Here is a 20,070-nt window from a genome sequence, read left to right on the forward strand (position 1 = left end):
CACTTGCGCCGCATCCAGGCGGCGCACCACGCAATCAGTGGATGAGGAACACCATGGAAATCGATCTGAACGCCGATCTCGGCGAAGGATGCGGATCGGACGAGGCGCTGCTCGACCTCGTCACGTCGGCGAACATCGCATGCGGATGGCATGCCGGCGGCGCCAACGCAATGCGCGACTGCGTGCGCTGGGCCGTGCAGAAAGGCGTGTCGATCGGCGCGCACCCGAGCTTCCACGATCCGGAGAATTTCGGCCGCAAGGAAATGCAGCTGCCGGCCGGCGACATCTACGCGGGCGTGCTGTACCAGCTCGGCGCGCTGTCCGCGATTGCGCAGGCCGAGGGCGGGCGCATCGCCCACGTGAAGCCGCACGGCGCGCTGTACAACCAGGCCGCGCGCGACCCGATGATCGCCGACGCGGTCGTGTCCGCGATCCACGATTTCGATCCGTCGCTCGCGGTGTTCGGGCTCGCGAACAGCGTGTTCGTCGCGGCCGCGCGCAATGCGGGGCTCGCCGCGGTGGAGGAAGTGTTCGCCGATCGCGGCTATCGCGCCGACGGCTCGCTGGTGCCGCGCAGCCAGCCCGGCGCGCTGATCGACGACGAGAACGCGGTGCTCGCGCGCACGCTCGACATGGTGCGCGACCGGCAGGTGCGCGCGGTGAGCGGCGAATGGGTGCCGCTCAATGCGCAGACGGTTTGCCTGCACGGCGACGGGCCGCATGCGCTCGCGTTCGCGAGAAGGATTCGGGAGGCGCTGGAAAAGGCGGGGGTGGAGGTGGCGGCGCCGGGGGCGTTGCAGGCGGGAGAAGGGGTTTAGCGGGGTCGTTCCACAAGTGCGGCACAGCGCGGCGAGCGCTGACGATCTCCGGCCGTGCGATCAAACAAGTGTCGTTGTCCCTGTCGTCCCGCGACGGGACCTGCATATCCAAACAACCGATAACGCGTCGGGCTTTCAAGGACCGGCGTTACTCGCCCTCCGCCGATAAGTCGTATATTTCTCGCCGATTTCACAAGAACCGTGAGAAATTCCATATTCCCGCGAAATTAAACCGCTGATAGCCTTCACTCTCGGGGCTGGCAATCGAGCCGACCCGTCACCCGTAATCAATCGAGAGGAAAATCAAGTCATGCGCGTCCTGACCAAAGAAGAAATCTCGCACGCAAGCGGTGCGATTACCTGCACACTCAATCCGAATCCGATCAATTACGCCGAACTGGGCGGCGCCATTGCTCTCGGCGCGCTCGGCGGAAACTGGCCGGGAGCGATTCTTGGCGGGGGGCATCAACTATCTGTCGCAAAGCTGGAATTGCGTCTGGCGATAAATACGGATCCGGCGCTCACGCTCACTGAGCGTCGGACTCAGCCACCCACTCGCTAGAATCAGCCCTTCTTTTTTGGTTAATCGATGAAAATGAAAGACATTGCTGAGGCGGCACGGCAGTTTTCTCGTTATGGCATCTTCCTGGGGCCGCTTGCCAGCCGAGCAAAAAACCGATGCGTTGGCGTCCTGGTGGGCGGCACTGCCAGAGGGCTCGTATTCGCAGCGGGATACGCGCTCTTGCTATATGCGCTTGACACGTGGTCGCCGTTCAAATGGTTGGCAGGCACTGTCGCTTTCCTGCTGTATGCGTTCGTGCTCGAGATATATGGAAGCCGACGGAAGCAGCAGTAGAAAGCTCGCTCCACACGGTCTCCGCCCATGGCCACGACGGAAACCGTACTTAAAACCTTACTTCACGACCTCACCGCTCGCTTGAACATAAAAATCGCGAGCAAGCTCTTATTTTTGAACGGAAATAGAAATCGCAAAAGCCATCGACAAAATCCATTTACCCAAACCCGACCAGGAAATCGAAGTACTTTAATTCGCACAAAAGGCGAAAACACACGGACTGGGGCTCATTAACCCTACCGACATCGCCCTTCACATGTCATCTTCTTTGCTATTTTATTTTCACGCGAGATCGCCCGGTCCGGCAGTATGCCCGGCGCAGTTCACGGAGAACAGGCGACGCGCGCTCATTGAGATCGAGTCGCGCACAACGATCGGCATTTCGCCTGTGATTTACCGCGCGCTTCGATTTTCCGGTCGTTGCATTGACGCTTTCGACCGAAGCTGACACACGCAAAATCAGCATGATGCCTGGATCACGCTCCCCTCTTTTTCGCAAGGAAGCGCAGGACGCACAACGCACACCGGTCTTCGGTTCGATCGTCCTCGCAGGCCCCGTCTCGTTCGCGACGGCAACTGCCGTTGCGATCTGCATCGCGCTCGGCGTCATCCTGCTGTTCGTGTTTGGCAGCTACACACGGCGGACAACGGTGGCCGGCGTCGTCGTACCGAATACCGGGTTGGTCAAGATTTACGCCCCCCAGCCGGGCATCGTCCTGGTCCGACACGTCACCGAAGGGCAACATGTCGAGAAAGGGCACTCTATGTTCGTCGTCTCGCGCGAGTTGCACAGCGCGGCCAACGGTCAAACCCACGCGGCGCTCATCGCGAGCGCACACCAACGCAAAATCGCCCTGCAGCATGAGATAGACAAGGTGCGCATCCTGCACCGAAGCGAACTGGACAGGCTGCACGCGCGGATCGCCAATCTACGCGCCGAACTCGGACGCATCGACGTGCAGCTTGCGAGCCAGGAGCGTCGCACCCACCTTGCGGTCGATGCGACGCTACGCTACGACCGACTGCTTGCAAATGATTTCATCTCGAAGGACGAGGCGCAGCAACGTCACGCCGACCTGTTCGATCAGCAATCGAGGTTGCAGGGTCTGAAGCGTGAACGCGCCGCATCCGCCCTGGCGCTCAACGATGCAATCAATGAACTGTCCGGACTGGGACCGAAGCACCAGAACCAGGTGTCGCAAATGAGACGCAGTGTCATCGACGTCGATCAGACAGTGATCGAGAGCGAGGCGCAGCGCGAATTCATCGTGACCGCTCCAGAATCGGGAACCGTGGCGGCTGTCCTGACGGAGCCCGGACAGACAGCCGATGGCTCGCGTCCACTCGCCAGTATCGTGCCAGACGGCGCCCATTGGCAGGCCCATCTTTTCGTACCGAGCGAAGCAATTGGATTCATCCGGACCGACGATTCCGTCTTGATTCGCTATCAAGCGTATCCATACCAGAAATTCGGGCAATACGCGGCAAAGGTCGTGTCGATTGCGCGCTCCGCGCTGTCTGCAGCCGAACTCTCGAACAGCGGCGCACCGCCCGAGATCATGGGCAGCTTTTACCGCGTCACCGTTGCGTTGAAAGAGCAGGATGTCACCGCGTACGGCGCATCGCAAAAGCTTCAAGCCGGCATGTCGCTTCACGCGGATGTCTTTCGGGAACGGCGCCGGCTGTACGAATGGGTGCTCGAACCGCTCTACAGCATGACCGGCAAACTCTGACATCTCATCGTCCATGTCGCTTATCGACCGCCTCTCCCTCCCTCTCCGTCGGAAGCTTCCGATCGTCCTGCAAACTGAAGCAACAGAATGCGGGCTGGCCTGTCTTGCGATGGTAGCCGGACATCACGGCCATCATGTCGACCTCGCGGCGCTGCGTCGCCAATTCGGCATCTCACTGAAAGGAGTCGGTCTCGCGCGGCTCATGGAGATCGCCGATCACCTCGCGTTCGGCACCCGCGCACTCAAGCTCGAACTGGAGCAACTTGCCCAACTGCGAGTGCCTTGCATCCTGCACTGGAACTTCAACCACTTCGTCGTATTGCAGTCCGTCGGAGCCAAGTTCGCCACGATTCATGATCCCGCTCACGGCCGTCGCACACTGTCGCTCGACGAGGTATCGCGAGCCTTTACCGGCGTCGCGCTCGAACTGTGGCCGACAAATCGATTCAAGCGTGTCGATCCTGCTCCGCCAATCAGGTTGCGTGCGCTGATCGGTCCGATTTCAGGGCTCGGCCGCTCTCTGGGCCAAGTCCTGCTGCTGGCACTGGCCCTCGAGATCTTCGCGCTGACATCGCCTCTTTTCCTGCAGTGGGTCATAGACGAAGTCATCGTCAGCACGGACCGCGACCTGCTCACCGTGCTCGTGCTCGGCTTCGGACTACTCTTGCTCATGCAGCAAGGCACGCATGCGGTGCGGGTCTGGATACTGATGTACTTCAGCACGACATTGAACGTGCAGTGGCGCGCGAACCTGTTTGCTCATTTGCTCAGCCTCCCGGTCCGCTACTTCGAGCGACGCCATCTGGGAGACATCGTTTCTCGATTCGGAACCATCGACACGATCCAGAAAACGCTCACCACATCGTTCCTGAGCGCAATCATCGACGGTCTGATGACGATCGCGACATTGCTCATGATGTTTCTGTACAGCCGTGCACTGGCGCTCGTCGCACTCGGCACGATGCTGATATACCTCCTGCTGCGCTGGCTCTGGTATCACCCGCTTCGACAAGCGACCGAAGACGAAATCGTGCATGGCGCCAAGCAACACAGCCATTTTCTGGAGACAGTCAGAGGCGTGAAGACCATCAAGTTGTTCAACCGGCAAAGCGAGCGCCGCGCCACCTGGTTGACGCTGCTGGTCAATCAGGTGAATTCGGGTTTGCGCGGGCAAAAACTCCAGTTGCTGTACCAGCAGCTCAACGCGCTGCTCTTCGGTATCCAGGGCCTGCTGATTATCTGGCTCGGCGCGACGATGGTGATGGACGGTCAGTTCACGGTCGGCGTGCTGATGGCGTTCAATGCGTACAAAGGCCAGTTCGATAGCCGGGTCGGCAGTCTGATCGACAAGTTCTTCGAAGTGAAAATGTTGCAACTTCAGGGCGAGCGGCTTTCCGATATCGTGCTCGAAGCTGCCGAGCCCAACATGACGCAGCGTCTCGTGCCTGGAGAAACGGAACAGCTTGCCGCGAGCATCGAGGTCGACAATCTGACGTTCTCTTACGCAGACGGAGAACCGGCCGTGCTCGACGGCCTCTCGTTGAAAATCCACGCCGGTGAATCGGTTGCGCTCGTCGGCCCGTCCGGATGCGGCAAGACGACCCTCGTCAACATACTGCTCGGCATTCTCGAACCGGTCCGCGGCACGGTGCGGATCGGCGGTATTGATCTAGACCGTATCGGACTTGATCAACTGCGGACGCTTGTCGGAACTGTAATGCAGGACGACGTCCTGTTCGCGGGGTCCATCGCAGACAACATCAGCTTCTTCGATACCAGCCCGGATGCAGACTGGATCGCCGAATGCGCATCAATCGCTGCGGTGCACGACGATATCGTGACGATGCCGATGGGATACAACACGCTTGTCGGCGACATGGGAACCGTGCTGTCGGGTGGGCAGAAGCAACGGATCCTGCTCGCGCGCGCACTCTACAAACGCCCGAAGATCCTCGTACTCGACGAGGCCACAAGCCATCTCGACCTGCAACGCGAACACCAGGTCAACGCAGCCGTCAGCACATTACAGATGTGCGATTCACGGACATCGTTTCACTTCTTAGAGCGCCGCTTTCGTTGCGTGGTGGAGCTTGCGGCTCCGGTAGGAGACGCGAGCTCCACCACGCGCCGGTGATGTTCGGCGAGGACCTTGTCGACGCGCCATTCGCGGTGCCGGATTCGCTCTTTCGCTTCGTCGTAGTCGCTGTCCACTTCCTCTGCCAAAGGTGTGCTTTCGGTAAGCTCCGCGATACGATCGACGGGTGTCTTGCCACCAAGCGAGCCATGCGGGCGCCGCCAGTTGTAGTCAAACTGCCACTCCTCAAGTCGTTGAGTGATCGCATCCTCGGTCGGCGAATGATGCGACCAGAATTCGTTGAGGTCGGTGAGTTGTGAGCGCTCGACTTTGCCGTTGAGGTGTGGTGAGCGTGGCGGAATAGGTCGGAATTTGACGCACTCGCTCATCAAACGCCGTTGCACCGACTCAGCAAAGAACTCGCCACCTCGGTCGGTCTGGATGCGCTGGATCGGGAACGGCATTTCTTCGATAACGCGATCAAGAAAGAGCAGCGTATTTCGGGCATTTCTACGTGGGTAGATCGCCAGTACCCGGAACCGGGAACAGTCGTCAATTGCCGTGTACTGGTATGCGCCTCGAGCGATTTTCATCGTGTCCATCTGGACGCGGTCTCCAGGCACCGGCCTGCTATAGCGTTTCGGCTGCGCCGGCCGCCTGGACCGAATCAACGGCTTTACGCCCGCCTCGCTCAAGATCTTGTGAATGGTCGCGAGGGATAGTTCTCGTTGTTCGTGCAGTCGCAGTTCATTCTGGATTCGCCGTGCGCCTTTGCGCTCGGTACGCAATCGGAGAATCGTCGCCCGATCGGCCTCGGAAACTTTCCGATTCGGGCTGCGGAGTGGGCGACGACTTTGAGACTCGAGACCTGCTTCGCCAGCATCCTGATAGCGACGTAACCATTTACGAAGTGTCGGTCGAGATATACCGCAACGTGCGCACACGAGGCCGGCATTGCCAGTCTCGTGATACATGCGCACCCAACGCAATCGCGCGGCGATCTCTCTGTCCATCGCTTCATTCTAGTTGAAACGATGTCTATGAATCACACATTACAGATAACCCGCGTCATCGTTGCGCATCGCCCGGAAACGATCGCGTCCGCGTCACGCGTGATCGTTCTGAATGGCGGCAAGGTCGCGTTCAATCGGCCGACTTCGCCGTTTGCTAACCCGGTATCGGCGTCCAAGGAACGCTCCGCCCGATGAAACGTTGCGCGTCCGCCCTGCTCATTGCCATTTCCGCATTTCCTCTGACCGCCCTGGCCGCCCCAATCGACATGCTCGCAGGTCGCATCGGCACCCCGGCGTTTTCGATTATCGAAGCTGCCGCATGCCCGACTGCCGAGATCGACGCGCCGTTCGAACTGGAAGATGTGATTCTTCGAGCCATCTGCATGCGTCCTCGCGCGCGCCAGACGTGGGCGGCCATACAAGCACGTATTTCTGCAGTCGGATCGGCCAGGAGTGCGTATCTACCGTCGCTCAGCGCGAGAGCCGGAATTCAGCGCGATACGGTTTCGACACGACATGACTACAGTGCATATGGTCTCGGCTCAGTTGACCGTTCTCAGACGATGTCGGCAAGCGATGGCTCACTGGAGCTGACCTGGCTGCTTTTCGATTTCGGTCGGCGCGGCGCGAACGTACGACAAACACGCGCGCTGCTCGCTGCCGCCCATGCAAACCACGACGAGACGCTTCAGACGATCTTTTTCGATGCCGCTCGCGCTTTTTACGCGGTGCGTGATTCACAGGCTGCCGTTCGTGCTGCGCAGTTGACCGAAGACGTGGCGGTGGAAAGCGTAGCGATCGCACGCGCAAAACATGAAGCGGGCGCCGGAACCTTAAGCGACCAATTGCAAGCGATCACGAGCTATCGTCGGGCCGTGCTGGACCGCGTCACAGCCGAAGGCGATGCGCGCACGGCTGCAGGCCTGCTGTCGGTTGCGATGGGCCTTGGCCCCAACGTACCGATCAGGATTTCGACTGCAGACACGATACCGGACGAACGCGCCGTGACCGCAGGCATCGACTCGTTGATCGACGAGGCAAAAACCCGTCATCCCGCACTGGTAGCTGCACGCGCAATACTCGATGCAGCCCAGGCGGACGTCGACGCCGCTCATGCTGAAGGCCGCCCTACGCTTTCGTTCGCTGGCAAACGAACGCGCAACAAGTCCTTCGGACAACGCTCGGGAGAAGCGCCTGTTTACCCCAACGGCAGCAGTACGATCGGCATTCAGTTGACGATTCCGCTGATCGATGGCTTCGGCTCCCGCTATCGCATTGCACATGCTCAGGCCCGAGCGGACGAACGGGAGGCAGAGTTGCGTAACACCGAGTTGCTGATATCGGCGGAAGTCTGGAAGAGCTATCACGGCCTGCAAGCCGACGCGGCCAACCTGACAAACTCAAGAGACCTGCTCGAGGACGCCGATCGGTCGCTCGATATTGCGCGCGGACGCTACAAAGAAGGTGTAGGCACATTTACCGAATTGCTCAATGCTCAGGCGGCCCGGGCCGATGCAGAACGGCAACGTGTGCAGGCCGTATCGAAATGGAGAATGTCGCGACTGAGGCTCGCGACCAGCCTCGGCAATCTGCGATTATCGAGGCCCGATTGGATCGGCCGATACGATTGACTTCCTCGCGTTGGCAATCCGCTGTCACCGATTTGCGGAAACATCCGCTCCGACGACCACGATCAAATACGCTTTGGCTCCCTTACGGCCACCCGCGCCACTCCAGGCTCCTGAGGAACGTTCGGCAGATAACCCAGCGCCACGGCCTTGTAGATGGCATGCGCCCGGTTATGGGCGTTCAAGACGCGCAATACGTTGCCGATATGATTGTCGACGGTTCCCTCCGCAAGCCTCAGCGTCGACGCGATGACCTTCGTCGGATAGCCGACGCACAGCAGCGACAACACGTCGCGCTGGCGATTCGTCAGACGCTGCAGCGGGTCGCACTCTGATCCCGGATCGGGAAAGCATCGGCGGCCGTCGAGCACGGAGCGCAACGCTGCGGTGAACTCGTCGACCGACGCCATCTTGTCGATGCAGCCCGCCATCCCCATCCGCTTGGCCTCCCTGATCCAGAATGGGCGATGAACCGACGTGACCGCCACGCATCGATTCGCCGCTCCCCTCTCGCAACACTGATGGACAAGCGACAGGCCGTGACCGCCACGAACATCGAGATCGACAAAGATGCGAAACCATCTGCACGTATCCCGAACCGAATTCATGGCGCTTTCCGCACAATGACAAACGGTCAATTTCACCCGCTCGTCGATCATCGCGAACGCGAGCTCCATTGCATGCGCGACGATCGGCTGCGATTCGATCAGCAGAATAGGTCGCGTCCGATACCGGTCGTTCATCGATTCCTTATCCATGGTTCTGGCGTTTTCCTGGATGGCGGGCACATCGTCCCAACCCTGCCACGACAACCATCTCAAAACAACGACCGGCCAGCGCACGGTCGCCACGACCGAATCGAAGAAAAGATTCGACTATCGGGCTACGCATCGTCTGGAGGCTTGACGGGGAAAGTCCGCGGCCGGCATGTCGCAGGACACGACGGAAAGAGACGCAACAGGAATCGCCGCAAACCCAGACGGGCATCGGTCGACCCGCGACGATGGCTAGCGCCAAAAACTATTACAAACCGCAAACTGACCTGCGGCTCGCAACGTCGTGTTGCGCGGCGCGGCTCGAGCGGCATTTTGTCGGTGAAAGGAGAGGTCCCGGTGACGCAGGACAAACGCGACGGCGCTGTCGATCGGGCGCCGCACAAAAGAAAAAAGCGCCCTCGTAGCGCTTTTCTGTCGACGCATTCGCCGCGGCTTCGCCGTCTGTCGATACGTCCACCAAACCGTCTGTCGGCAGCGACCGGAAAGCTGCTCCGGATGAAAAAACGTCCGCCGCCGCCCGATACTGCATTCCCCGGTCGGACGACGGAACGCTGCTTTTCGCAAGTCGGTCCGCATGCATTTGTTATCCGACGATGATGGCCCCGCCGTGCATGCAGCCACGCCGTGGCCGGCACGCTGACGACGTGCCGGCTGCGCTCACCCCGCGCTTTTTTTGCTACCCCGTAGAACTTACCTGTACTTATCTGTTCTTTTCATTTTTTCAACTTGTGATGCGAAGAATAGAGATTGGCCGAACCGGATGTCAATCGTTTTAAACGCTATTTTCCGACGAATCGAGGGTTTTCCTGATCGGTGCGCCGCGCGCCGCACACGTCGCGTGCCGTCGATGCGCAGGCAATCAAACGGGGATGGATCGAAGCGGCGCGTCGGGCGCCTTCAGTTCGCGTCGACGCTGTAACCTTGTCGACGCAACAATTCGAGCACGCCGCGCGGGCCGCCCAAGTGCAGCGCGCCAATCGCGACGAACAGCGGGCGGTTCGGCGCCGCGATTGCCGTCATCCGTGCAACGAAGCGCCGATTGCGTTCGTACAGGATCTTGTTGTCGATCGACGCCGACAACGCCTTCGATCGCGCCAGCCGTTCGCTCTTCGCGACCGCCCAGGCGGCGATCGCATCGGCGTCGCCAATTCGCCACAGTCGGTGCAGCGTCTTCACGTCGTCGGCGTTCTGCGCGGGCGTCTGCACCATGTCCTGCGCGAGCATTTCGCGCTGCTCGGCGAGCGTCAGGCCGGTGAACGCGCGCATCTGCTCGGCCAGCGTCTCGAGCCCGATCACGCGGCCGCCCTTCTTCTTCAGGAATACGTTCTGTAATTGCGCCTCGGTGCCGTACTCGGTCTGCAGGCCGGCCGACAGCGAATCGTAGGTCTCGACGACGAGCGACGCGAGCCACGGCCGCATCTTGCGGATTTCCGCGAGCGCAGCCGGATTGCCGTGCAGACGCGCCGCGAGCCGCTGCCACAGCGGCTCGGGCAGCAGCCGGGGCAGGCAGGCGTAACGGCAGACGCCGTACTTCGCGACGTCGTCCTGCGATTCGAGCAGATCGTCGGGCGACAGCTCGAGCGCGAGCGTCGGCGACGCGGCGAGCGCGGCGAGGATGCGCGGCCGGAACGGCTGCGCGCTCGGATAGTCGGACGGGTCGCCCGTATGCAGCGTGCCGAGCACGTAGAGCGTGACGCGGCCCTTGGTCGCGACGTAGAACGGCATGCGCGCGGGCTGCACGCGCACCGCGCCGCGCGCGACGGTGCCGTTCGACTCGGACGGCGGCACGTGAAAGCCCGGCAGGCTCACGCCGGGCGGCGGCACCTGTGACGGATGGATCGGCGACGTGGCGGGCGCTCGCCCTTCGGCGCGCGCCACGTCGACCGGCACGCCGATGCCGGCCGCAAGGCATGCACCGGCCAGCGCCGCGCCCGTCACGGTGCGCACGCTCCAGCGCCGCGCGCTGCGGCAGGCGCGCAGCATGCGCGCGCTGCCCGCTCCCGAACGGCGCGCGCTCGACGCGCGCGCCGCCAACCGTTCAGGCATTCGCCTCCCCCACCTCCTCGGCGCGATGGCAGGCCACGCGGCGTCCGTCGACGTCGCGCAGCTGCGGTTCCTCGACACGGCACCGCTCGATCGCATACGGGCAGCGCTGGTGAAACGCGCAGCCCGACGGCGGATTGAGCGGCGACGGCAGCTCGCCCTGCAGCTTGATCTGCACGCGGCGGTCTTCCTCGAAGATCGCCGGCGTCGCCGACATCAGCGCGCGCGTATACGGATGGCGCGGCCGTGCGTAGATCGTCGCCTTGTCGCCGAGCTCGGCGACGCTGCCGAAGTACATCACCATCACGTCGTCGGCGACGTGCTCGACCACCGCGAGGTTGTGCGAGATGAACACGTAGCTCGTCTTGAACTGCTCCTGCAGATCCATGAACAGGTTCAGGATCTGCGCCTGGATCGACACGTCGAGCGCGGACACCGGCTCGTCGGCGACGACGATCCGCGGCTCGAGGATCATCGCGCGCGCGATCGCGACACGCTGGCGCTGCCCGCCGGAGAACATGTGCGGATAGCGCTTCGCGTGCTCGGGCCGCAGCCCGACCGTGCGCATGATCTGCGCGATGCGCTGCGCGCGTTCGACCGCGGTCAGCTTCGTGTTGATCTCGAGCGGCTCGGCGAGCGTCTGCTCGACGGTCTTGCGCGGATTCAGCGACGCGAACGGATTCTGGAACACCATCTGCACGCGGCGGCGCAGCTCGGCGATCGTGTCGCGGCTCGCGCCGGCCACGTTCTGGCCGTCGATCGAGAGACGGCCGGACGTCGGCGTTTCGATCATCGTGAGCTGGCGCGCGAGCGTCGATTTCCCGCAGCCCGACTCGCCGACCACCGCGAGCGTGCGGCCGCGCTTCAGCGCGAACGACACGCCGTTCAGCGCCTTCACCGTGCCCTGCCCGAACATCCCGCGCCGCACCGTGTAGTGCTTCGCGAGCTGGTCGGCCACCAGCACGTCGTCCTCGTCGTGCTCGACGCGGCGCGTTTCGTTGACAGCATTCATCGTGCGCCTCCGTTCAGGTCGACATGGGACAGGTTCAGCGGCTTGATGCAGCGCGCGCGCATTGCATCGTTGCCGGGCACCAGCGTATCGAGCGCCGGGCGCGCCTTGCGGCAATCGTCGACGACGTACTTGCAGCGCGGCGCGAACAGGCACCCGGACGGGCGATCATCGCGGCCCGGCACCATGCCCGGCAATGCGGCAAGGCGACGCGCCCCCTTATTGTGCTCGGGAATCGCCGCGAGCAGCGCTTCGGTGTACGGATGATGCGGCGCGCGGAAGATGTCGGGCACGCGGTTGGTCTCGATGATCTCGCCCGCGTACATCACGGCGACGCGCTGCGCGACCTCCGACACCACGGCCAGGTCGTGCGAGATCAGCACGAGCGCCATCCCGCGCTCCTTCTGCAGCTTGACGAGGAGATCCATGATCTGCGCCTGGATCGTCACGTCGAGCGCGGTCGTCGGCTCGTCGGCGATCAGGAGCTTCGGGTTGCATGCGACGGCCATCGCGATCATCACGCGCTGGTTCATCCCGCCCGACATCTGGTGCGGAAACGCGCCGATCCGGTTCTTCGCGTCGGGAATGCCGACCTGGTCGAGCAACTCGAGCGCGCGCCGGTGCAGCGCGTCGCCGCGCAGCCCTTCGTGCAGCTTCAGCACCTCCTTGATCTGGTAGCCGACCGTATAGCTCGGGTTCAGGCTCGTCAGCGCGTCCTGGAACACCATCGCGACGTCCTTGCCGACGATCCTGCGCCGCACCTTCGGCGACGCCTTCAGCAGATCCACGCCGTCGAACGTGATCTCGTCGGCCGTGACCTTGCCCGGCGCATCGATCAGCCCCATCAGCGCCATCATCGTCACGCTCTTGCCGGAGCCCGATTCGCCGACGACGCCCACCACCTCGCCCGGCGCGATCGACAGGTTGATCCGGTCGACCGCGGGCAGGCCGTTGAAGTTCACCGCGAGATTGCGGATGGTCAGTAGATTCGAAGTCATGTCACGCCATCCGTTTCAGTTTGGGATCGAGCGCGTCGCGCAGCCCGTCGCCGAGCAGGTTGATCGCGAGCACCGAAATCAGGATCGACAGGCCCGGCATCGTGACGATCCACCATGCGTTGTCGATGTAGTCGCGCGCCGAGGCGAGCATCGCGCCCCACTCGGCGGTCGGCGGCTGCACGCCGAGGCCGAGGAAGCCGAGCGCGGCCGCATCGAGAATCGCCGACGAGAAGCCGAGCGTCGCCTGCACGATCAGCGGCGCCGTGCAGTTCGGCAGCACCTGCGAGAACATCAGGCGCAGCGTGCCGGCGCCGGCCACGCGCGAGGCGGTCACGTATTCCTTCTGCAGCTCGCCGAGCGCGGACGCGCGCGTGAGACGCACGTAGGCGGGCAGCGCGACGATCGCGATCGCGAACATCGTGTTCGTGAGCCCCGGCCCGATGATCGCGACGACCGCGACCGCGAGCAGCAGCGACGGCAGCGCGAGCAGCACGTCCATGATGCGCATCACGGCCGTGTCGGCCCACTTCTGGAAAAACGCGGCGACGAGGCCGAGCACGATGCCGGGGATCAGCGCGAGCACGACCGACACGAAGCCGATCCAGAACGACATGCGTGCGCCGAACATCAGGCGCGAAAGAATGTCGCGGCCCGCTTCGTCGGTGCCGAGGATGAATTGCCAGTTGCCGCCGTCGAGCCACGCGGGCGGAATCTTCACGTAGTCGCGGTATTGCTCGACCGGGCTGTGCGGCGCGATCAGCGGCGCGAAGATCGCGACCGCGATCAGCACCAGCACGACGATGCCGGCGCCGACGGCGCCGCGGTTGCGCGAGAAGTTGGCCCAGAACTCGCGCAGCGCGAGCGCACGGCCGCCGGCCGGCGCGGATTCGCTCGGCAGGGTGTTTTGCAGATTGCTCATGGATTACCTCGTGTGGCGGATGCGCGGATTCAGCACGCCGTACAGCAGGTCGACGATCAGGTTCACGACGATCACGAGCGTCGCGATCAGCAGAATGCCGCCCTGGACGACCGGATAGTCGCGACGGCCGATCGCATCGATCAGCCACTTGCCGACGCCGGGCCACGAAAACAGCGTCTCGGTCAGCACCGCGCCCGCAAGCAGCGTGCCGATCTGCAGGCCGATCACGGTCACGACCGGAATCAGCGCATTGCGCAGCGCATGCACGACGACCACGCGCGCGGGCGACAGCCCCTTCGCGCGCGCGGTGCGGATGTAGTCCTCGCGCAGCACTTCGAGCATCGACGAGCGCGTCATCCGCGCGATCACGGCGAGCGGAATCGTGCCGAGCACGATCGCGGGCAGGATCAGGTGGCTGACCGCCGACTTGAACGCCCCCTCGTCCGGCGCGAGCAGTGCGTCGATCAGCATGAAGCCGGTCGGATGCGGGAAGTCGTATTCGACCGCGATGCGGCCCGACACGGGCGTCCAGCCGAGATACGACGAAAACACCATGATGAGGATCAACCCCCACCAGAAGATCGGCATCGAATAGCCGGTCAGCGCGGTGCCCATCACGCCGTGATCGACGACCGAGCCGCGCCGCAGCGCGGCGATCACGCCGGCCGGCAGCCCGACGACGAGCGCGAACACGAGCGCGCACAGCGACAGTTCGACCGTCGCCGGAAAGCGCGCGAAGAACTCGCCGGCGACGCTCGTGTTCGTGACGATCGACGTGCCGAGGTCGCCGTGCAGCGCCCGGCCGATGTAGTGGAAATATTGCACGGGCAGCGGCTGGTCGAGCCCGAGGCGTTTCATCGCCTCCGCGTGCATCGCGGGGTCGACGCCGCGCTCGCCCATCATCACTTCGATGGGGTCGCCCGGTATCAGGTGAATCAGCGCGAACGCGAGGATGGTGATGCCGATGAAGGTCGGAATCACCATGCCCACGCGGCGCAACACGAATCGGAGCATGATGCGTCTCGTCTTTTCTTGTGGGAAATGTGCGACCGGCGACGGGGAGCTCGTGGCCCCCCGCCGCCGGATGGGTAGGTCTCGGTCTTCGTGACAGCTTACGCCTGCCGCGTTACTTCACGCTCACACCATCGAAGCGTGCGTAGCCGAGCGGCTCGATGCGCATGTCGACCACGTTCTTGCGCACCGGCTGGTACACCGTCGAGTTCGCGATCGGCGAGAACGGCAGCTGCTGCGCGAAGATCTGCTGCGCCTGCGTGTAGAGCTTCGTGCGCGCGTCCTGGCCCGTCGTCGTGCGGCCCTTCTGGATCAGGTCGTCGAACGGCTTGTAGCACCAGTGCGAGAAGTTGTTGCCCTTGATCGCCTCGCAGCCGAGCAGCGTGCCGAGCCAGTTGTCGGGATCGCCGTTGTCGCCGGTCCAGCCGATCAGCATCGTGTCCTGCTCGCCGCCGTGCGCGCGCTTGATGTACTCGCCCCACTCGTACGTGACGATCTTCGCCTTCACGCCGATCTTCGCCCAGTCGGCCTGGATCATCTCGGCCATCAGACGTGCGTTCGGGTTGTACGCGCGCTGCACCGGCATCGCCCACAGCGTGATCTCGAAACCGTTCGGATAACCGGCCTTCGCGAGCAGCGCCTTCGCCTTGGCGGTGTCGTAGGCGGGCATCTTCAGGTTCTTGTCGTAGGACCACTGCGTCGGCGGCATCGGCGCATTCGCGGCCTGGCCCGCACCCTGATAGACCGATTCGAGAATCGCCTTCTTGTTGATCGCCATGTCGAGCGCCTGACGCACCTCGAGCTTGTCGACCGGCTTGTGCTCGACGTTGTACGCGAGGTAGCCGAGGTTGAAGCCCGGCTGCGACGGCATGTCGATGTTCGAGTCGGCCTTCAGCGTCGCGATGTCGGCCGGACGCGGATAGCTCATCACCTGGCATTCGTTGCGCTTGATCTTCTGCACGCGCACGCCCGGATCGGGCGTGATCGAGAAGATCAGCTTTGACAGCTTCACTTCGCCCTTCTTCCAGTAATCCGGATTGCCGTCGAAGCGGATCGTCGCGTCCTTCGTGTAGCTGCGGAAGATGAACGGGCCCGTGCCGACCGGCTTCTGGTTGATGTCGGCGGCCTTGCCGGCCTTCATCAGCTGATCCGCGTATTCGGCCGACAGGATCGACGCGAATTCCATCGCCATGTTCTGGATGAACGGCGCGTTCGGTTCGGCAAGCGTGAACTTCACCGTGTACGGATCGACCTTCTCGACCTTCGTGATCAGCTTGTCGAGGCCCATGTCGGTGAAGTACGGGAACGACACCGGATACGCCTTGCGGAACGCGTTGTTCGGATCGAGCATGCGCTCGAACGTGAACACGACGTCGTCCGCGTTGAATTCGCGCGTCGGCTTGAAGAAGTCGGTCGTGTGGAACTTCACGCCGTGGCGCAGGTGGAACGTATAGACCTTGCCGTCGGACGACACGTCCCACTTCTCGGCGAGGCCGGGCTCGACCTTCGTGCCGCCGCGCACGAATTCGACGAGGCGGTTGTAGACGGTGAACGTGGCGGCCGTGAAATCGACGCCGGTCGTGTATTGCGCGGAATCGAAGCCCGCCGGGCTGCCTTCTGAGCAGTAGACGAGCGTTTTGTTCGGGATCTGTGCGAATGCAGAGCCCGCGACGCCGAGCGATGCCGCTGCCACGCCTGCAATGGCGGTAACACGCAGGGTGTGCAACAGACGGTTGTGTTCCATGTTTCCTCCAGGTCTCCAGATCGGAACCGGTCCCTCCCGGGGCCGGCGTACGCGGATATTACTTGAGCAAGCGATTTTGCAACAAGCCGGAGAAAAAACCTCTCTACACGCATTTGCGCGGGTTTTTGCCGATGTTTTGCGCAATCGAAAGCTGTCAACGCGTGCGCGAGCGACGGTTCCGCGCATCGCACGCGTGTTTCCGTCGGCAACTAAACAGGAGGGACGCCGAAGCAGACGTGCAGCGCATGGCCACACGGTGCGCCTTTACCGCGCTTTTGCAGCGTTTTCGCGTATTTCGCGCGCTGCGTTGCACGCGCCGCAACGGCCGGCGCGCGTGCGCTTCATGCGGGCGCGTCGAGGTCCGCGCTGCGTGCGGGGACGAACGCGACCGCGACGATCGACAGCGCGAGCCCCGCCATCACGTAGTACGTCGGCGCGAGCGGCGTGCCCGTCACCTTGATCAGCCACGTGACGATGAACTGGCCGAAGCCGCCGAACAGCATCACCGCGACGTTGTAGGCGATCGATAGTCCGGTCGAGCGCACGTTGGCCGGAAACAGTTCGGCGATCATCGCGCCGAACGGCCCGTAGTAGCCGGCAAGCGTGATCGACAGCACGACCTGCACCGCGATCAGCCGGCCGATGCTCGGCGCGGCGTCGAGCCATGCGAACAGCGGATAGATCAGCGCGAGCGTCAGCACCAGCGACCAGAGCGACAGCCCCTTGCGGCCGATGCGGTCCGACCATGCGCCGGCGAGCGGCGACAGCACGGTCAGCAGCAGATTGCCTGCGATCACCGCATAGAACGATTCCGCGTACGGCAGCTTCAGCTGCTTGACCGCGAAGGTCGGCAGATAGCTGATCAGCACGTAGATCGTCACGGTCAGCGCGATCACCGAGCCGAGCCCGCAGAGCACTTCGCGCGAGTGGCGCGCGAACACTTCGCCGAGCGTCGCGCGGCGCGCGCTCTGCTGCGCGTGCAGAAATGCTTCCGAATCGGCGAGATGGCGGCGGATGTAGAAACCGATCGGGCCGATCATCAGCCCGATGATGAACGGCACGCGCCAGCCCCACGCGCGCAGCGCTTCGGGCGACAGGCCGCGCGTGACGGCGGCGCCGACGACCGCGCCGATCAGCAGCGCGGCGGCCTGGCTCGACATCTGCCAGCTGCCGTAGAAGCCGCGCTTCGAAAACGGCGCGGCCTCGATCAGCAGCGCGGTCGCGCTGCCGAATTCGCCGCCCGCGGAGAAGCCCTGCAGCAGCCGGCCGAACACGATCAGCAACGGGCCGCCGATGCCGATCGCCGCATACGGCGGCGCGACCGCGAGCAGGAAGATGCCGGCCGTCATCAGCAGGATCACGAGCGACAGCGCGGCCTTGCGGCCCGCGCGGTCCGCATACAGGCCGAGCACGATCCCGCCGATCGGACGCATGAAGAACGCGACGCCGAACGTCGCGGTGGTCAGCAGCAGCGACCCGTATTCGCTCGAGGTCGGAAAGAACAGCTCGGCGATCACGACGGCCATGAAGCTGAACACCGTGAAGTCGTACCACTCGAGCGCGTTGCCGATCACCGCAGCGGCCACCGCACGCCGGTTCAGCGCACGCTCGGGGCGGACCGGTTTCGTTGAATTCGCAATCGTCGCCATGCGTGCCTCGTCGTGGAGAGTTCGCCGTCGCGGACGGCGCGGCGTGCGCGTTGCCCCGCGCATCGATGTGCAGCGAGTGTAGAAAGCACCGGAACCGTTTTCAAGCAATAAAAACGCCCGCGTTCGCAGGATCGCGGGCGTTGTGCGGTTTTCACCACATATCGCGGCATCGCACGATGCCGCCGGGCCTCAGCCCATCTTCGAGAACGCGCTGCACCAGCCCTTCGCCGCGACCTGCTTGCCGCCGAACGCCGCGCATGGACCCGACGTCGAGCCCTTCTTGCCCTGGTACAGCATGCAGGCCGCGCAATCCTGGCCCGCTGCATATTTCGGATACTTCGCCTTGTCGACCTTCGTCGCGTCGGCCTTGTAGCCGAGCGCCTGCGCAGTCGGGTCGCTTTCCGACAGCATCGGCGCATCGGCCAGCGCTTCGCGCGACAGCGCCAGCGCGGACACGACGCCGACGCTCGAAATCAGGAAACTCCGACGGGATGTTTTCATGGGGACTCGCTCCAACGTTATCGGTTTGAAAGCTGTTCTGGCGACAGCCGCTACAGCATAACCGCCAAGCGCCGAAACGTGCGTCCCGAAATGCCGGAAATAATGAATTTCACACGGCGCGCCTGCGATGCGCGCCGGCCGCCGTTCGCGCCGCGTCGCGCGAGCGCGCTCTAGCCGTATGCGGCCATCTCGCCCACGCGCTGCGCGAGCGCGAGCGACGCGGTAAGCCCCGGCGATTCGATGCCGAACAGATTCACGAGCCCGCGCACGCCGTGCTGCGCGGCGCCCTGCACGATGAAGTCGGCGGGCGGCTCGCCGGGCCCCGCGACCTTCGGCCGGATGCCCGCGTAGGCGGGCTGCAGCGCGCCGTCGGGCAGCTCGGGCCAGTACGCGCGGATCGATGCGTAGAACGCGTCCGCACGCGCCGGATCGACTTCGTAGCGCAGCGCGTCGATCCATTCGACGTCCGGACCGAAGCGCGCCTGCCCGGCAAGATCGAACGTCAGGTGAATGCCGAGCCCCGCGCGGTCCGGCATCGGATAGACGAGATGCGAGAACGGCGCGCGACCGGACAAGCTGAAGTAGTTGCCGCGCGCGAGATAGAGCGGCGGCACCCAGCGCGGATCGAGGCCGCGCGTGCGGCGCGCGAGCGCCTGCGCGCCGAGGCCCGCGCTATTGATCACGCACGCGGCTTCGATCTCGGTCGGCGCGTCGCCGCCGGTACGCACGACGAAACGCCCGCGGCGCAGCACGTCGATCGATTCGACCGGCGACTTCAGCGCGCATACGGCGCCGTCGCGCTGCGCGTCGCCAAGCAGCGCGAGCATCAGCTGATGGCTGTCGACGATGCCGGTGGACGGCGAGAACAGCGCCTCCACGCATTCGAGCGCGGGCTCGAGCGCCTGCGCTTCGGCGCGCGTGAGCGGCAGCAGATCGAGCACGCCGTTCTCTTCCGCACGTGCGGCGATCGCCTTCAGCTGCTTCACCTGCGAGGCGGTCGTCGCGACGAGCAGCTTGCCGACGCGCCGGTGCGGCACGTGATGCGTGTCGCAGAATTCGTACAGCAGGTCGCGCCCGCGCACGCACGACAGCGCCTTCAGCGATCCGCGCGGATAGTAGAGCCCCGCATGGATCACCTCGCTGTTGCGCGAGCTCGTGCCGGTGCCGATCGCGTCGGCCGCCTCGAGCACGAGCGTCTCTCGTCCGCGCGCGGCCAGCTCCCGCGCGATCGCCAGACCCACGACGCCCGCGCCGATCACTACACAATCCATCTGCTCCATGACTTGTCGCGTCGCTCG

Annotated in this window: 16 protein-coding genes; 5 read left to right on the forward strand and 11 right to left on the reverse strand. The window is 63.6% G+C overall.

Annotated features, from left to right (window positions below; genetic code table 11):
* Positions 1-53: 53 nt before the first annotated feature.
* The 4 genes from pxpA (at position 54) to NP80_RS28165 (ending at position 5,541) form a co-directional block, all read left to right on the forward strand.
* On the forward strand, positions 54-818 hold the full coding sequence (pxpA, locus tag NP80_RS28145) for a 5-oxoprolinase subunit PxpA (protein ID WP_006408044.1): 765 nt from the start codon (positions 54-56) through the stop codon (positions 816-818).
* Positions 819-1,128: 310 nt separating this feature from the next.
* On the forward strand, positions 1,129-1,380 hold the full coding sequence (locus tag NP80_RS30520) for a hypothetical protein (RefSeq protein WP_226823098.1): 252 nt from the start codon (positions 1,129-1,131) through the stop codon (positions 1,378-1,380).
* Positions 1,381-2,138: 758 nt separating this feature from the next.
* Positions 2,139-3,407 (forward strand): HlyD family secretion protein, encoded by a 1,269-nt coding sequence (locus NP80_RS28160; protein WP_006408046.1) that lies wholly within the window; start codon positions 2,139-2,141, stop codon positions 3,405-3,407.
* A gap of 13 nt (positions 3,408-3,420) precedes the next feature.
* On the forward strand, positions 3,421-5,541 hold the full coding sequence (locus tag NP80_RS28165; protein ID WP_006408047.1) for a peptidase domain-containing ABC transporter: 2,121 nt from the start codon (positions 3,421-3,423) through the stop codon (positions 5,539-5,541).
* Here the strand turns inward: NP80_RS28165 and NP80_RS30525 are convergent.
* Positions 5,460-6,494, reverse strand: a complete 1,035-nt coding sequence (locus tag NP80_RS30525) for an IS481 family transposase (RefSeq protein WP_080559084.1) — start codon at positions 6,492-6,494, stop codon at positions 5,460-5,462. The two genes, NP80_RS28165 and NP80_RS30525, sit on opposite strands and share 82 nt — an antisense overlap.
* Before the next feature lie 191 nt (positions 6,495-6,685).
* Between NP80_RS30525 and NP80_RS28175 the strand changes: the two genes are divergently transcribed.
* The gene (locus NP80_RS28175; protein ID WP_006408049.1) at positions 6,686-8,125 is read left to right on the forward strand and encodes a TolC family protein; all 1,440 of its coding nucleotides are present in this window, start codon (positions 6,686-6,688) and stop codon (positions 8,123-8,125) included.
* A 62-nt stretch (positions 8,126-8,187) separates the two neighbouring features.
* Here the strand turns inward: NP80_RS28175 and NP80_RS28180 are convergent, their stop codons facing one another.
* The 10 genes from NP80_RS28180 to NP80_RS28225 form a co-directional block, all read right to left on the reverse strand.
* Positions 8,188-8,973, reverse strand: a complete 786-nt coding sequence (locus NP80_RS28180) for a response regulator transcription factor (protein ID WP_226823100.1) — start codon at positions 8,971-8,973, stop codon at positions 8,188-8,190.
* Positions 8,974-9,795: 822 nt separating this feature from the next.
* Positions 9,796-10,944: a TraB/GumN family protein gene (locus NP80_RS28185; RefSeq protein ID WP_035488790.1), complete on the reverse strand. Its 1,149-nt coding sequence runs from the start codon at positions 10,942-10,944 to the stop codon at positions 9,796-9,798.
* Positions 10,937-11,953, reverse strand: coding sequence for a peptide ABC transporter ATP-binding protein (locus NP80_RS28190; protein WP_006408052.1), 1,017 nt, complete (start codon positions 11,951-11,953; stop codon positions 10,937-10,939). Before NP80_RS28190 ends, NP80_RS28185 begins: the two co-directional genes overlap by 8 nt.
* On the reverse strand, positions 11,950-12,948 hold the full coding sequence (locus tag NP80_RS28195; protein WP_006402733.1) for an ABC transporter ATP-binding protein: 999 nt from the start codon (positions 12,946-12,948) through the stop codon (positions 11,950-11,952). The genes NP80_RS28190 and NP80_RS28195 overlap by 4 nt, the downstream gene beginning before the upstream one ends.
* A 1-nt stretch (position 12,949) precedes the next feature.
* The gene (locus tag NP80_RS28200; RefSeq protein WP_006408053.1) at positions 12,950-13,867 is read right to left on the reverse strand and encodes an ABC transporter permease subunit; all 918 of its coding nucleotides are present in this window, start codon (positions 13,865-13,867) and stop codon (positions 12,950-12,952) included.
* Positions 13,868-13,870: 3 nt separating this feature from the next.
* Positions 13,871-14,881 (reverse strand): ABC transporter permease subunit, encoded by a 1,011-nt coding sequence (locus tag NP80_RS28205; protein WP_006408784.1) that lies wholly within the window; start codon positions 14,879-14,881, stop codon positions 13,871-13,873.
* Positions 14,882-14,993: 112 nt separating this feature from the next.
* On the reverse strand, positions 14,994-16,622 hold the full coding sequence (locus NP80_RS28210) for an ABC transporter substrate-binding protein (protein WP_006408785.1): 1,629 nt from the start codon (positions 16,620-16,622) through the stop codon (positions 14,994-14,996).
* Positions 16,623-16,963: 341 nt separating this feature from the next.
* Positions 16,964-18,271: an MFS transporter gene (locus tag NP80_RS28215; protein WP_006408783.1), complete on the reverse strand. Its 1,308-nt coding sequence runs from the start codon at positions 18,269-18,271 to the stop codon at positions 16,964-16,966.
* A 189-nt stretch (positions 18,272-18,460) separates the two neighbouring features.
* Entirely contained in the window at positions 18,461-18,772 is a 312-nt protein-coding gene (locus NP80_RS28220; RefSeq protein WP_006402728.1) for a high-potential iron-sulfur protein, read from the reverse strand.
* A 170-nt stretch (positions 18,773-18,942) separates the two neighbouring features.
* Positions 18,943-20,052 (reverse strand): NAD(P)/FAD-dependent oxidoreductase, encoded by a 1,110-nt coding sequence (locus NP80_RS28225; protein WP_006408781.1) that lies wholly within the window; start codon positions 20,050-20,052, stop codon positions 18,943-18,945.
* Positions 20,053-20,070: the final 18 nt, after the last annotated feature.

Origin of the sequence: Burkholderia multivorans ATCC BAA-247, assembly GCF_000959525.1 — a bacterium.
GTDB lineage: Bacteria > Pseudomonadota > Gammaproteobacteria > Burkholderiales > Burkholderiaceae > Burkholderia > Burkholderia multivorans.